The organism is Methylobacterium sp. 10 (genome assembly GCF_000519085.1).
GTDB lineage: Bacteria > Pseudomonadota > Alphaproteobacteria > Rhizobiales > Beijerinckiaceae > Methylobacterium.
Map to the genome: position 1 here is coordinate 4424183 of NZ_KI912577.1, position 14475 is coordinate 4438657.

Annotated in this window: 10 protein-coding genes and 1 tRNA gene; 6 read left to right on the forward strand and 5 right to left on the reverse strand. The window is 65.9% G+C overall.

Annotation, left to right across the window (positions count from 1 at the left end; genetic code table 11):
- The first annotated feature begins 2 nt into the window (after positions 1–2).
- Positions 3–1802, forward strand: coding sequence for an allophanate hydrolase (gene atzF, locus K368_RS0120805; protein ID WP_027174029.1), 1800 nt, complete (start codon positions 3–5; stop codon positions 1800–1802).
- Between the two features lie 9 nt (positions 1803–1811).
- Here atzF and K368_RS0120810 read toward each other — a convergent pair whose 3' ends face one another.
- Entirely contained in the window at positions 1812–2867 is a 1056-nt protein-coding gene (locus K368_RS0120810) for a GNAT family N-acetyltransferase (RefSeq protein ID WP_027174030.1), read from the reverse strand.
- A 539-nt stretch (positions 2868–3406) separates the two neighbouring features.
- On the opposite strand from K368_RS0120810, the gene K368_RS0120815 reads away from it, so the two are divergent.
- Positions 3407–3949, forward strand: a complete 543-nt coding sequence (locus K368_RS0120815) for a sigma-70 family RNA polymerase sigma factor (RefSeq protein WP_027174031.1) — start codon at positions 3407–3409, stop codon at positions 3947–3949.
- A gap of 202 nt (positions 3950–4151) precedes the next feature.
- On the opposite strand, the gene K368_RS0120820 is transcribed toward K368_RS0120815, so the two are convergent.
- Positions 4152–4227, reverse strand: a tRNA-Ala gene (locus K368_RS0120820).
- 112 nt (positions 4228–4339) lie between these two features.
- Here K368_RS0120820 and K368_RS0120825 point away from each other — a divergent pair.
- Together K368_RS0120825 and K368_RS0120830 are read left to right on the forward strand one after the other, a co-directional pair.
- Positions 4340–4642: a YggT family protein gene (locus K368_RS0120825; RefSeq protein ID WP_027174032.1), complete on the forward strand. Its 303-nt coding sequence runs from the start codon at positions 4340–4342 to the stop codon at positions 4640–4642.
- 50 nt (positions 4643–4692) lie between these two features.
- Complete coding sequence (locus K368_RS0120830) at positions 4693–5739, forward strand: MaoC family dehydratase (RefSeq protein WP_027174033.1); 1047 nt, start codon at positions 4693–4695, stop codon at positions 5737–5739.
- Between the two features lie 9 nt (positions 5740–5748).
- On the opposite strand, the gene K368_RS0120835 is transcribed toward K368_RS0120830, so the two are convergent.
- Both K368_RS0120835 and K368_RS0120840 read right to left on the reverse strand, forming a co-directional pair.
- On the reverse strand, positions 5749–6552 hold the full coding sequence (locus tag K368_RS0120835; RefSeq protein WP_027174034.1) for a TSUP family transporter: 804 nt from the start codon (positions 6550–6552) through the stop codon (positions 5749–5751).
- Positions 6553–6614: 62 nt separating this feature from the next.
- Complete coding sequence (locus K368_RS0120840; RefSeq protein ID WP_081739709.1) at positions 6615–7151, reverse strand: L,D-transpeptidase; 537 nt, start codon at positions 7149–7151, stop codon at positions 6615–6617.
- 1068 nt (positions 7152–8219) lie between these two features.
- Here K368_RS0120840 and K368_RS0120850 point away from each other — a divergent pair.
- Positions 8220–9401 (forward strand): efflux RND transporter periplasmic adaptor subunit, encoded by a 1182-nt coding sequence (locus K368_RS0120850; RefSeq protein ID WP_245259704.1) that lies wholly within the window; start codon positions 8220–8222, stop codon positions 9399–9401.
- 3 nt (positions 9402–9404) lie between these two features.
- Entirely contained in the window at positions 9405–12566 is a 3162-nt protein-coding gene (locus K368_RS0120855; RefSeq protein ID WP_027174038.1) for a multidrug efflux RND transporter permease subunit, read from the forward strand.
- Between the two features lie 152 nt (positions 12567–12718).
- On the opposite strand, the gene K368_RS0120860 is transcribed toward K368_RS0120855, so the two are convergent.
- Entirely contained in the window at positions 12719–14401 is a 1683-nt protein-coding gene (locus K368_RS0120860) for an acyl-CoA dehydrogenase family protein (protein ID WP_027174039.1), read from the reverse strand.
- Between the last annotated feature and the right edge of the window lie 74 nt (positions 14402–14475).

A 14475-nucleotide genomic window follows, 5' to 3' on the forward strand; every position in this document is an offset into this window, starting at 1 on the left:
ACATGCTGCCGACCATCCTCGACCTGTCGACCCTGCGCGACCTCTACGCGGCGGGGCGTATCACCCCCGTGACCGTCGCCGAAGCCGTCGCCGACCGGATGGAGGCGTCGACGGACCCCGCCATCTTCATCACCGCCCTCGACCGGGAGGCATTGGTGAGCGCGGCGCGGGACCTGATGGCGCGCCACCCCGAGCCGAACTCATTGCCGCTCTGGGGCGTGCCCTTCGCGGTGAAGGACAATATCGACGTCGCAGGCCTGCCGACGACGGCGGCCTGCCCCGCTTTCGCCTACGAGGCGAAAGCGGATGCCGGGGTGGTGGCGCGCCTCAAGGCGGCGGGTGCGTTCTGCACGGGCAAGACCAATCTCGACCAGTTCGCCACCGGCCTCAACGGCACCCGCTCGCCCTACGGCGCGCCGCGCAGCGTGTTTAGCGCCGCCCATGTCTCGGGCGGGTCGAGCTCCGGCTCGGCCGTCGCCGTGGCGGCGGGGCTCGCGAGCTTTTCCCTCGGCACCGACACGGCCGGTTCCGGCCGCGTGCCGGCGATGTTCAACAACCTCGTGGGGATCAAGCCGACGCCGGGCCTGTTCAGCACGACGGGCCTCGTCCCCGCCTGCCGCAGCCTCGACTGCATCAGCATCTTCGCGGCGACCGTGGGCGACGGTCTCGCGATCCGCCGCATCGCGGAGGGGTTCGACGCCGCCGATCCGTTCTCGCGGCGGGCTGTGCCGCATCCCCTCCCCGCCCGGGGCCTGCGCTTCGGCGTGCCCACCCCGGACGAGCGCGAGTTCTACGGCGATACCGAGCGCGAGGCCCTCTACGACGCCGCCATCGCCCGCCTCGAAGCGCTGGGCGCCGTGGCGTTGCCGTTCGATTACGCGCCGTTCCGCGAGATCGCGACCCTGCTCTACAACGGGCCGTGGGTGGCCGAGCGCCTGGCCGCCATCGCCGGGTTCTTCGCCGGCCATGCCGACGCCCTCGACCCGAGCGTGAGGAGCATCGTCGACTCCGCCAAGGGCTACAGCGCCGTCGACGCGTTCGAGGGCCGCTACGCGTTCGAGGCCCTGCGGCGACGCACGGAGGCGATCTGGGCGAAGGTCGACATCCTGCTCCTGCCCACCTCCCCCACCACCTACACGGTGGAGGAGATGCTGGCCGACCCGATCCGCCTCAACAGCCATTTCGGGCATTACACCAACTTCGCCAACCTCCTCGGCCTCGCCGCGATCGCGGTGCCCGGAGGCTTCGGCGCCGATGGCTTGCCCGGCGGCGTGACGCTCGTCGGCCCCGGCTTCAGCGACGAGGCTTTGGGCCACTGGGCCGACGCGCTCCACCGCGCGGCGGCGAGCGGAATGGGGATCGCGCGCGACGCGGTTCTGCCCGAGGCCAGCCGGGTGCCCGCCCCGGAGGCGGACGAGATCGCCATCGCGGTGGTGGGCGCCCATCTCACGGGCCTGCCGCTCAACCACCAGCTCACCGATCTCGGCGGCAGGAAGGTGCGGGCGGCGCGGACCTCGGGGGCGTACCGCCTCTACGCCCTGCCCGGCACCCAGCCGGCCAAGCCCGGTCTGGTCCACGAGCCAGGCTTTGCCGGCGGGGGATTGGAGGTGGAGGTCTGGGCCCTGCCCCCGGCGGGTTTCGGCCGCTTCGCCGCGGCGATCCCCGCCCCCCTCGGCATCGGCAAAGTCACCCTGGAGGACGGGTCCGACGTGTCCGGGTTCCTGTGCGAAGCCCATGCGGTGGCGGGCGCCGAGGACATCACCCGCCATGGCGGCTGGCGCGCCTATCTCGCCTCCCGCTGAGGCATCCCGTCAGCTCGCCGGCGAAGCGGGCAGGCCCCCCGTCGGCGACCACAGCCGTTCGCAGAAGAAGCGCTCGCGCAGGAGCATCACCAGGGCCGCACGCTTGTGCGGAAAATCGAAGGTCTTGATCCGCGCGAAGCCCGACCGTTCCAGGTTACGCAATTGCTGGACATGGTCCGCCTTGGGCTCGCCGACGATCCGCTCCGTGCGCGGGTCGTCGAGGAAGAGCGCGTGCATCAGCGAGGGCAGCCAGGCCGAGATGTAGGCCTTGCCGCGAAAGCGGCTCTCGCCGATCAGGACATGCCAGCCGCGATCGTAATCCTGCACGTCGTAGAACGGGGCGAGGCGGTTCTCCTTGGCCCAGTAGATCTCGAAATAGCCGAAGGGTTCGCCGCCGATCGTGCCGATCAGCGGGATCATGTGCGGGTCGGCGATGAGGCCGGCGAGATAGGCCTCATGCTTGTCGCGCCCGCCCGCCTCGCCCCAGGCGGCATCGACCACCGGGTCGTTGAACCAGCGATGCAGGGTATCGACGTCGTCGATTGTGGCGGCGCGGAACGCCACGGCCTGTCCGAGCCAGGGGATGAAGCGGGAATAGATCGTACCGTTGGGTTTCGGCGGCCGCTGCGGATGGCGCTTGCCGTCGCTCATCACCGGCCGCGCCGGAAAATCGCGCGCCACCAGGGTGGCGAGCCAGGGTTCGGGCCGCTGCCACAGCATCGCTGGATCGACGCCGAGTGTGTCTCCCTCCCGCACGGCGAGCCCGCGTTCCATCAGCGAATCGGCGAGGCCGGCGAAGCTCGCGGAATCGAGCCCGATCCGCTCGGCCTCGGGATGGGTCGCCGAGACCATCTCGAAGGCCGCCGTGACGCTGGTCAGGATCTCGCTCGGATCGGGTCTCGCGGGCTCCTCGAGGGAGAGATGCGGACGGCTCCCCTGTTGAAGGCGCAGGCGGAGACCAACCCGACCCTCCGCCACGACGCTGAGCCGGTCGCCGTCGCGATAGACATCGAGGGGACGGCCCGTCGCCTCGCCGCATCGAAAGGGTGCTGTCGTCCGGAGCATCGTGTCTCGTCGTTGGCTGGAACCGGCATCCGCGAACCGGGACGCCCTTTTGGGAGAAGACGACCGGCAGCGTGGTAAATTTAGTGGCGCTCGAAAAACTCCCGGCGATCGCATGCCGCGCGGCCGAACGATCCAGCATCGGTCGCCTCGCGGCCTCACCACAACCGGCCTATCTAACGCCGAGCGGGTAAGATAGTCTGGATACAACCGATCACGATCCGAAAATGTCGCTGGCCATGCAAAGGATGACTCGCGGCCATGCAAAGCCGCGATTCGGGCAGGTACGATGTCTTGCGGCAGCATAAGTCCTTCGTAACGAGCCTAAATCGCCACCGAATCGTCATTCTCGACTATCCGTGTTGAGTTTAGAAGACTTCTAATTCAAATATTTTCTGACCATTGCGCCCTTGTAAGTCTGTGAAATTTCCCTCTTTAGCCTCCGTATCCGAGTTGGGGGGTGGCACTTGCCCGGCGATGTGGCGCGGCGGGGTGGTTTCGCCCGGTTTCGTCCTGGCCTGCACATTCGAAGAAGGTCGTCCATGGGACAACGTCATACGCACGAGACGCGAAGCGACATCGACGCTCCGCTGCTGGCCGCTCTCATCGCCGAACAATCGAGCCTCGTCGCCTACGCGACGCAGATCCTGCACGATCGCGCCGCGGCCGAGGATGTGGTGCAGGAGGTGGTGCTCAAGCTCTGCGAGGAGCCGGCCGCCGACCTGCGTGGTGGGCGCCGCATCGAGGCGCCGCTGCCGTACCTGCGGCGGATGGTGCGGAACGCCGCCATCGACTGGGCGCGCCGCACCCTCCGCGAGCGCTGCCGCTTCGTGCCGGACGATCAGGCCGAGGCCGTCCCTGCCCCCTGCACCTGCCCGCAGGACCACCTCGAACAATGCCAGGCGCTGAAGGCCGTCCTGGCCGCGCTGGAGACGACGTCGGAGCGCACCCGCCGGGTTTTCCTCGCCCACAGGATCGACGGCATTCCGCAGACCGTCCTCGCCCGCGAGAACGGCGTCTCCCCGACGCTGGTGAATTTCATGATCCGTGACGGCACGGCCCTGTGCCGATCCGCAGCGTCCTGAACCGGTTTCGCGCCGGTACGGACCACCGCCATCCCGCATGGGACGCCTGGAGGGATAAAGGGGGTCGGATGGCGCTCGAAACGCCGTCCGATGGCGCTTGAAACCACCGTCTCATGGCGGTGGCGGTGATGGGCCGCACGGTCGTCGAGGCGACGGCGCGATCCTCACAAGATCGTTGTTCACCAGGGGCTTGAAAGAAACCTGGTGGAGCTGAGCGGGATCGAACCGCTGACCTCCGCAGTGCGATTGCGGCGCTCTCCCATCTGAGCTACAGCCCCGTTCCGAGGTGCCGGCCTTGTAGGCGCGCGTACCTCGACCTGTCAATTCCGGAATTCCCGACGTTAGACCCAAGCCTGACAAGGCAGGGCGAACGAGGACATCAGACCGCGCATGTATGCTCTTCTCTGGCTCTTCGACACCGTCGTGCAGCTCTTCATCTATGTACTCATCGCCAGTGCCGTGCTGAGCTGGCTCGTGGCCTTCAACGTGGTCAATGTCCGCAATCCGATCGTCTCGCAGATCGGTGAGGTGCTGTATCGGCTGACCGAGCCGGTCCTTCGCCCGATCCGCAGCATCCTGCCCAATCTCGGCGGCATCGACCTGTCGCCGATCGTCCTCGTGCTCCTGCTGCTCTTCGTGAGCCGCCTCCTGCACGAGTTCATTCCGCCCCAGACCGTCGTCTACGGCGGCTGAGTCCGCCCCGGGCCGAAGAGACGAGACCCAATCCGAAGGACGACCCAGTGATGAAGACCAATCCCGGCCGCTTCTTCGAGGATTACCGCCTCGGCGAAACCATCCGCCATGCCACCCCACGCACGGTGACGAGCGGCGACGTCGCGCTCTATACCTCGCTCTACGGGCCACGCTTCGCGGTGCAGTCTTCGGATGCTTTCGCCAAGGCGATCGGCTACCCGCAGAGCCCGCTCGACGACCTGCTCACCTTCCACGTCGTGTTCGGCAAGACGGTGCCGGACATCTCCCTGAACGCGCTCGCCAATCTCGGCTATGCCGAGGGCGGCTTCCGCCGTCCGGTCTATCCGGGCGAGACCCTGTCCACGGTCTCCGAGGTGATCGGCCTCAAGGAGAGCTCGAACCGCCAGACCGGCGTGGTCTACGTGCGCTCCACCGGCTCGGACGCAAATGGCGAGACGGTTCTGAGCTATTGCCGCTGGGTGCTGGTGAAGAAGCGCGATCCGGAAGCAAAGATCGAACAGGAGCACGTCCCGACCTTCGCCAAGGCGGTCGATCCGGCCGACCTCGCCGGTGCCCTGCCCCCGCTCAACGTCGGCGCCTACGATCTCGACCTCGCCGGCTCTCCGCACCGGTTCGGCGATTACGTGGTCGGGGAGAAGATCGACCATGTGGACGGCATGACCGTCGAGGAGGCCGAGCACCAGATCGCCACGCGCCTCTACCAGAACACCGCCAAGGTGCATTTCGACGGGTTCGCCGCGAAGGATACCCGGTTCGGCCGTCGCCTGATCTATGGCGGCGTCGTGATCTCGCTCGCCCGCGCGCTAAGCTTCAACGGCCTCGGCAACGCCTTCGCCCTCGCCGGCATCAATGCTGGGCGCCACGTGGCACCGCTCTTTGCCGGTGATACCGTCTACGCGTGGAGTGAAGTGCTTGAAGCCGCTGAGCTTCCCGGCCGTTCCGATATCGGTGCCCTGCGCCTGCGTACCGTCGCCACCAAGAACCAGCCCTGCGGCAACCACCCGGACAAGACGCCCGAAGGCTACGACCCCGCCGTGATCCTCGACCTGGATTACTGGGCCTTCATGCCGCGCTGACGCCTGCGCTCAGCTCCCGGCAAACAGACCCATCACGGCCTGCCGCAGCGGGTTCTCGGGGTTCGAGAGCAGCCGGATCGCCATCGCGCACGCGATGGTGACGAGGAGCGGCCGGATCAGCTTCGCACCGAGGCGGATCGCCAGGATCGAACCGATCTGAGCCCCGATGAAGGCACCCACCGCCATGGCGAGGCCGATCGGCCAGACCACGTGCCCGCCGGCCGCGAACAGAGCGAGGCTGCCGAGGTTGCTCGCCGCATTGGCGAGCTTGGTGTGGGCGGTGGCGCGTACCACGCCGAGGCCCAGCAGCGTCACGAACCCGATCATGTAGAACGCGCCGGCGCCCGGGCCGAACACGCCGTCGTAGAACCCGACGGCGGGCGCCCAGGTGAGCGCGAACAGGCCGGGCCGCATCCGCGCCGTCGCGTCCTCGCTGCTCATGCGTCTCGCGAAGGCGAAGTAGAGCGCGATTCCGATGAGCAGGATCGGCACCGCAGCGTCGAGCACAGATCGTGGCAGCAGGCTCACGCATAGGGCGCCGGCCACCGAAGCGAGGCCGGCGCTGAGCGCGATCTTCCAGGCCGCCGGCCAATGGATGTGACCGCGCCGCGCGAACGCGATGGTCGATGAGACGGCCCCCGCACTGCCCTGGAGCTTGTTGGTGGCGATGGCGCTCACCGGATCGAGTCCGGAGAGGAGCAGGGCCGGCACCGTGATGAGGCCGCCGCCCCCCGCAATGGCATCGACACACCCGGCCGCCACGGCCACCGCGAACAGGCCCGCTATGAGGCCGATGTCGATGCCGAAGATCATTCCGATTCCTACTTCGTCCGGTCGCAGCCGACCGGAGACCGGCGGGAGGCGGATCGGGTCTTTTAGTTGCGCACGATCACCTTCGTGCCGACCTTCACCCGATCGTAAAGGTCGACCACATCCTTGTTGGTCATGCGGATGCAGCCCGACGAGACGGCGGCCCCCATGGTCTCCGGCTCGTTGGAGCCGTGGATACGGTAGAGCGAGGAGCCGAGATACATCGCCCGTGCGCCAAGGGGATTGTCCTGGCCGCCGGCCATGAAGCGCGGCAGGTCGGGCCGCCGGGCCAGCATCTGCGCCGGTGGGCGCCAAGCAGGCCATTCCTTCTTCATCGTCACCGACTTCTGACCGGACCAGGAGAAGCCCTGGCGCCCGACACCGACCCCATAGCGGACGGCCTGGCCCCCGCCGAGTACGTAGTAGAGACGGCGCTGACTCGTCGAGACCACGATGGTGCCGGGCTTCTCCGCGCCCTTCCACGCAATTGTCTCGCGTGGGATCGCCTGCTCCTTGAAAATGTTCATGAAGTCGGCGATCGGCCCGCTGTCGAACGGGTTTCCGGCGCTGGCGCCGCCGCACGTGGCAAAGCCCATGCCCATCGCGAGAGCCGTGGCGGCGAGAAGGGAGCGCATGCCCATTTTGGTCGTCTCCGGCCGGACCTGGACAGGCCGGTGCATACGCACCCCATCTCCCATTCCGGCGAGGTCCGGCCTGAGGGGGCCGGACTACAGATGATCGGGCGAGCAGACTTGGCCGGATGGTTAAGGACGGTCAACCCGCTGCGATGCGAACGAAATATGCTGTGGGATTGGAGCAACGGCCGTAATTCGAACTACCATACGGCTGTTTGACAGAATGTCGCAGGTTATTGCGTTGCGGGAACTTTCGCACCACCCTCAGTTTCGTGACCTCAGTGCCGACCATATCCGCCGTTGCCTCGCCGGAGGTACGATGCCTCGCTTCGACCGCCATTCGAGCGCAGTCGGTCGGGCGTCCGTGCTCGGCCCTGTCGACGATTCTGGTGTTGCTCTCCTTGCTCGTGATGGTGCTGCCGAGCCTCCCGCAGGAGCTGTGGGCTGCCGGCGTCGGTGCGCCTGTCAGCAGCCAGGGGCCGGATGGTTTCTCGAGCCAGGGTGAGGCTCCGTCGACCGGTGCCGCATCGCGTCTGGAGATCGATGACGCGGTGACGTCGCCCTCCCTTCCGGGATCGCGGGTTCTCGGTACAGTGTCGGCGCCGACCTTGCGCGGGCGTTCGGCGCTTGCTCTCGGTATCAGCGCGGACGCCCCACTTCACCGCCCTCCCAGGATCGTCGCGTGAGAGTTTAGCCGCGGCGTTTTGACCACGCTGCGTCGAAGCTTATCCTTTTCCCGGCTTGCGTCGCGCGATCGCCAAGATTGTGAACGATTGCTGAAGCCGGGACGTGTGTGGTCTGCCCTGTATCGGCCGACGCACGCCTATGACGCCATGGCCGCCTCGCGTGGCCCAGCGATTGCCACGGTGCCGAAGTCGCTACGCGGATCTTCGCCCGGGCCTTGAGTGCCAGAGCTGCCAATCCGCCGGGCGGGTTGCGATCGACCGTGTGTCGCACAGGAGCGAAATCATCGTGACGTCCACTGCCCTTCGTACCCGACGTGTCTGGCCGGCCTCCCTGGCTGCAGCCTCCGTCATGGTCGCCCTGTCTGCCTGCAATCAGAAACAGCAGGCTGCGGCTCCGGTTCCAAGCCCACCCGCCGAAGTCAGCATCGTCACAGTTCGCGAGCAGCCGATCCCTTATCTCCGCGACCTGCCTGGCCGCGTCGCGCCGCTGCGCATCGCCGAAGTGCGTTCCCGCGTGTCCGGTCTCGTGGTCAAGCGCACGTTCGAACAGGGCAGCTTGGTTAAGGAAGGCGACATCCTCTACAAGATCGACCCGGCCCCGTTCGAGGCAGAACTGGCGAGTGCAGAGGCAGCGCTCGCCCGCACGGAGGCCGCCCAGGTCCTGGCGGGCCAGCAGGCCGACCGGCTCGAGCAGCTCCTGTCCCGCCAGACCGCAAGCCAGGCGCAATACGACAGCGCCTATGCCGGCCTGAAGCAGGCTCAGGCCGAAGTGGCCGGCGCCAAAGCCGCCCGCGACCGGGCCAAGCTGAACCTCAACTACACCGACGTCCGTGCGCCGATCTCCGGCCGGATCGGCCGCGCCCTGCTCACCGAGGGTACGCTGGTGGAACAGGGCGCTACCGCCAACCTTGCCACGATCCAGCAGCTCGATCCGATCTACGTGGACATAACCCAGTCCGTCGGCGAGCTGAACAAGCTCCGCAGGGACCTCGCCAGCGGTGAGCTCTCGCGCCTGTCGAACGACACCGCCAACGCGCATCTCATCATGGATGACGGTTCACTCTACGGCTCGGCGGGCAAGGTGCTGTTCTCCGATGTCACCGCCGATCCAAGTACCGGACAGGTCACCCTGCGAGTGCTGTTCCCGAACCCGCATGACGAGCTGTTCCCGGGCATGTATGTCCGCGCCCGCATCAAGCAGGGCATCGATGTCGACGCCATCGCCGTGCCTCAGCAGGCGATCCAGCGCACCAACGACGGCAAGGCCGAGGTCTGGGTGGTCGGCAAGGACGACAAGGTCATGCTCCAGCCGGTAGAGGTCGGACCCGTCGTCGATTCGCAGTGGGTCATTCGCGACGGGCTCAAGTCCGGCGACCGCGTCGTGGTGGAGGGCGTCCAGAAGATTTCGGTGGGTTCGTCGGTCAAGACCGTCGAGATGAAGGTCGCCGCCCAGGCGGAGGCCAAGCCTCACGATACCGATCTCGACGACAAGGCGCCCGCTGCGCAGCCCGCTTCCGCTCAGGTGCGCTGACCCATGGCCCGCTTCTTCATCGATCGCCCTATCTTCGCTTGGGTCGTTGCGCTCTTCATCTGCCTCGGTGGCATCCTGTCGATCCCGAGCCTGCCGGTGGCGCAGTATCCCGTCATCGCTCCGCCCTCGATCGCCCTCTCCACGTCCTATCCCGGAGCATCGGTCGAGAACCTCTATACCGGCACCACACGCCTCATCGAGGACGAGCTCAACGGCGCGGCCAATATCCTCAGTTTCGAATCCGCGAGCGACGCGTTCGGTGTCATCGAGATCACGGCGCAGTTCCAACCGGGCACAGATTCTAGCCTTGCTGGTGTGGAAGTGCAGAACCGCCTCAAGCGCGTCGAGGCGCGACTGCCGGCCGAGGTACGCCAGCAGGGCACACTGGTGGAGGAAGCCTCCGCCGCGACGCTGAACATCATCACCCTGATCTCACCCGATAAGTCGATGGACGAGATCGCGCTGGGCGACTTCCTCATTCGCAACGTCATCAACGAGATCCGCCGCATTCCCGGTGTCGGCCGCGCCACGCTCTATTCCACCGAGCGCAGCCTTCGCATCTGGATCGATTCCGACAAGCTGCGCGGCCTGTCGCTCAACGCCTCTGACGTGTCGAAGGCGATCACCAACCAGAATGTCCAGATCGCATCGGGGGCCGTCGGCGCCATGCCGAGCCCGGCCTCGAATACCGTCAACTTCCCGATCATCGTGAAGGGACAGATGACGGCTCCGGAGGAGTTCGGCGCCATCGTCCTGCGTGCCAACCCGGACGGGTCAAACGTGCGACTGCGTGACATCGCCCGGATCGAGCTCGGTGGTGAAGACTACAAGTTTACCACCCGGCTGAATGGCGGTGAGGCCGCGGGCATCTCAGTGACCCTGGCGCCGGACGGCAACGCCCTCGAGACTGCCTCCGCCATCCGCGCGAAGATGGAGGAGCTGTCGCAGTTTTTCCCCTCCAACGTCCAATGGGACATCCCCTACGACATCACGCCCGCGGTCGAAGCTTCGATCAAGAAGGTGCTGATGACGCTGGTGGAGGCCGTCATTCTCGTCTTCGTGGTGATGTTCCTCTTCCTCCAGAACATACGCTACACGCTGATTCCGACCATCGTCGTGCCGATCGCCCTCATGGGCACCTGCACAGTGATGCTTCTCGCCGGCTTCTCGGTGAACGTGCTCACCATGTTCGGCATGGTGCTGGCCATCGGCATCCTCGTCGATGACGCCATCGTGGTGGTCGAGAATGTCGAGCGCATTATGAACGAGGAAGGGCTGTCTCCGAAGGAGGCGACCCGCAAGGCGATGAGCCAGATCACCGGCGCCATCATCGGTATCACTCTGGTGCTCATCGCGGTCTTCATCCCGATGGCGTTCTTCCCGGGCTCGGTGGGCATCATCTACCGCCAGTTCTCCATCGCCATGGTAACATCCATCGGCTTCTCGGCGCTGCTCGCCCTGACGCTGACGCCCGCTCTCTGCGCCACCCTGCTCAAGCCCATCGAGAAGGGCCACGGCCATGCCAAGGGCGGTGTGTTCGGATGGTTTAACCGGGTGGTCGACCGTGAGACCGCGCGTTACGGGCGCGGCGTCGCGGGCATGATCAAGCGGTCCGGCCGGGTGATGCTGATCTATCTCGCCCTCGTCATCGGCCTCGCCTTCGCTTTTGTGCGGATGCCGGAAGGCTTCCTTCCGGTGGAGGATCAGGGCTTCTTCACCGTCGACATCCAGACGCCGCCCGGCTCTTCCTTCAACCGCACCCTCAACGCCGTGAAGGCGGTGGAGGAGCATCTGATGGCCCAGTCCGGCGTTGCCACGGTGACGGTCGTCAACGGCTTCTCGTTCTCCGGACAGGGTCAGGTGACGAGTCAGGCCTTCGTGACGCTGAAGCCCTGGGGTGAGCGCGACGCGGCCAACTCGGCGGCTGCCCTGGTGGAGGGTACCAACAAGGCCCTCGGCACATATAAGGATGCTGTGATTCAGGCGCTGGAGCCGCCGCCGATCGACAACCTCGGCAACGCCTCGGGCTTCAGCTTCCGCCTTCAGGACCGCGCCCAAAAGGGGTATTCGGCCCTGATGGCGGCGCAGGAACAGTTGCTCTCGCTCGCGAAGAAGAGCCCGATCCTGCAGAAGGTCTATGTCGAGGGCCTTCCCCCGGCGCCGCAAGCGGAGCTCGTTATTGATCGCGAGAAGGCGGCAGCCCTGGGCGTCGACTTCGAGGAGATCAACAACACGATCCAGGTCAATCTCGGTTCGGTCTATACCAATGACTTTCCGAACCGGGGCAAAATGCAGCGCGTGATCGTGCAGGCCGAGGACAGCCAGCGTCTGAAGGCAGCCGACCTGCTGAACTACGGCGTGAAGAACAGCCAGGGCGCGATGGTGCCGATGTCGTCCTTCGCCGACCTCAAATGGAGTGTCGGGCCGGCGCAGATCATCGGCTTTAACGGCTATCAGTCGGTGCGTATCACAGGCGAGCCAGCACCGGGCTACACCTCCGGTGATGCGATCGCCGAGATGGAGCGCCTGATGCAGCAGCTGCCCAAGGGCTTCGGCTACATCTGGACTGGCCAGTCGCTGCAGGAGAAGCAGGCCGGTAGTCAGGCGACTCTGTTGCTGGCCCTGTCGATCCTGATCGTGTTCCTGTGTCTTGCGGCCCTTTACGAGAGCTGGTCGATCCCGTTTTCAGTGTTGCTGGTGATTCCGCTCGGTGTCATTGGCTCGGTTGCGGCGGTCTACCTGAGGGGGATGCCCAACGACGTCTACTTCAAGATCGGGCTCATCACGATCATCGGCCTCTCGGCCAAGAATGCGATCCTGATCGTGGAGTTCGCCAAGGACCTGTGGCGACCGGGTAAATCGCTGGTCGATGCGACCATCGAGGCATCGACGCTCCGCTTTCGGCCGATCGTGATGACTTCGCTGGCCTTCATCTTCGGCGTGGTGCCCCTGGCCATCGCTTCGGGCGCGGCGTCGAAGAGCCAGCAGGCCATCGGCACCGGCGTGCTCGGCGGCATGATCTCCGCCACCATCCTGGCGGTTCTGTTCGTGCCGGTCTTCTTCGTCTTCGTCATGCGCCTGTTCAAGACGAAGCCGGTGGAGCACGAGCCGAAGGCGGCTGATGCGGGCTCTATGCCGTCGAGCCATCACGCACCAGCGGAGTAGGATCCGCGCCTCCTACCCTTATTTGGGGGAGAGGGACATCAACACAGAAAAGGCCTGGAACCAGGGATAACCCGGTTCCAGGCCTTTTTTTCGTTCGGAAACCGCGTTGGCGACCGGGCTGACCGCCCAGCCGCCGCGCGCGGCGTGGAGGCTCAGACAGTCTCGAGCAGGCGGCGGGCGATGACCTGAGCCTGGATCTCGGCGGCACCTTCGAAGATCGAGAGGATGCGCGCGTCACAGAGCACGCGGCTAACCGCGTATTCCAGCGCGAAACCGTTGCCGCCGTGGATCTGCAGGGCGTTGTCGGCCGCCGCCCAGGCGACGCGGGCGCCGAGCAGCTTGGCCATGCCGGCCTCGAGATCGCAGCGTTTGCCCTCGTCCTTCTCGCGGGCGGAGAAGTAAGTCAGCTGGCGGGCGATGTTGATCTCCACCGCCATCATCGCGATCTTGTCGGCCACACGGGGGAAGTTGATCAGTGCCTTGCCGAACTGCACCCGATCCTCGGCGTAGCGCAGGCCGAGGTCGAGGGCGTTCTGTGCTACGCCGATGGCACGGGCCGCCGTCTGGATACGGGCCGATTCGAAGGTCTGCATGAGCTGCGTGAAGCCCTTGCCCTCGACTTCTCCGAGGAGGTTGGCCGCAGGCACTTCGAAATTGTCGAATGCGAGCTCGTATTCCTTCATGCCGCGATAGCCGAGGACGTGGATCTCGCCGCCGGATAGGCCGGCCACCGGGAAGGGATCCGCATCGGTGCCGCGCGGCTTCTCGGCAACGAGCAGCGAAAGGCCCCTATGGCCCTTCTCCTCGGGCTTGGTGCGCACGAGGCAGGTCATGATGTCGGCACGGACCGGGTGTGTGATCCAGGTCTTGTTGCCCGAGATCTTCCAGACGTCACCGTCCTTCACCGCCTTGGTCCGAAGGGAAGCGAGATCGGAGCCGGTATTCGGCTCGGTGAATACGGCAGTGGGGAGCGTGTCGCCCGATGCGATTCCCGGCAGGAAGCGGTGCTTCTGCTCCTCGGTGCCACCGCAAAGGATGAGTTCGGCGGCGATCTCCGAACGGGTGCCGAGCGAGCCGACGCCGATATAGGCGCGGGAGAGTTCCTCTGAGACGACGCACATGGAGATTTTCGGCAGGCCCATACCGCCGTATTCCTCGGGGATCGTCAGGCCGAAGACGCCGAGCTCGGCCATCTTGGTAACGATTTCCATAGGGATGTAGGCGTTCTGGCTGTGCCACTCGTGGGCGTGCGGCACGACCTCGGCGAGACCGAAGCGACGCATCTCGGAGCGGATCGCCTCCATGTCTTCGTCCAGGCCGGACTTGCCGATAGTGGCGGAGCCGCCATTGTCGCGGATGCGCGCCACGAGCGCGGCGCGGTTCTCAACCGTGTTGCCATCGACGATCATGCTTTCGACGGCATCGGTCCGGAACTTTGCAACCTCGCGAGCGGACAGGCCCAGCGAGCCGACCGGACGCACAATCTCGCCCTGACTCATGGGAATGCCGGAGAACATCTGGTCAAGATATTCGCCGATGCCGATCCTGACGAGCAAAGACTCGGTCTCCCCGAACTCTCCGGTCTCGGTCAGTCGCGTCGCATAGGCACCGAGCTCGCGCACACCCTCTGCATAGGTGGCGAGCCAGGCCAGGCCGTGGGCCGCATGCTGCTCGGCCTCGAGTTTCTCAGGCGAGATCTTCCCATCGGTGCCGAGGACCTTCGCGCGAACCCGACGGGTCGCCTCGGCGACGAGGGCCTTGGCGGCTTCGCCGGCGCCCTGGGCGAGGGTCGGGAGATCCTGCGGTTCGGTGGAGACGGCCGGGGAAGCGGACATGGTTCGAATCTCTCAAATTAGAATGAGGGTTGGCGCTCATTATAGGCAGGTTTGCCAAGTCTGTAGAGGCGTCT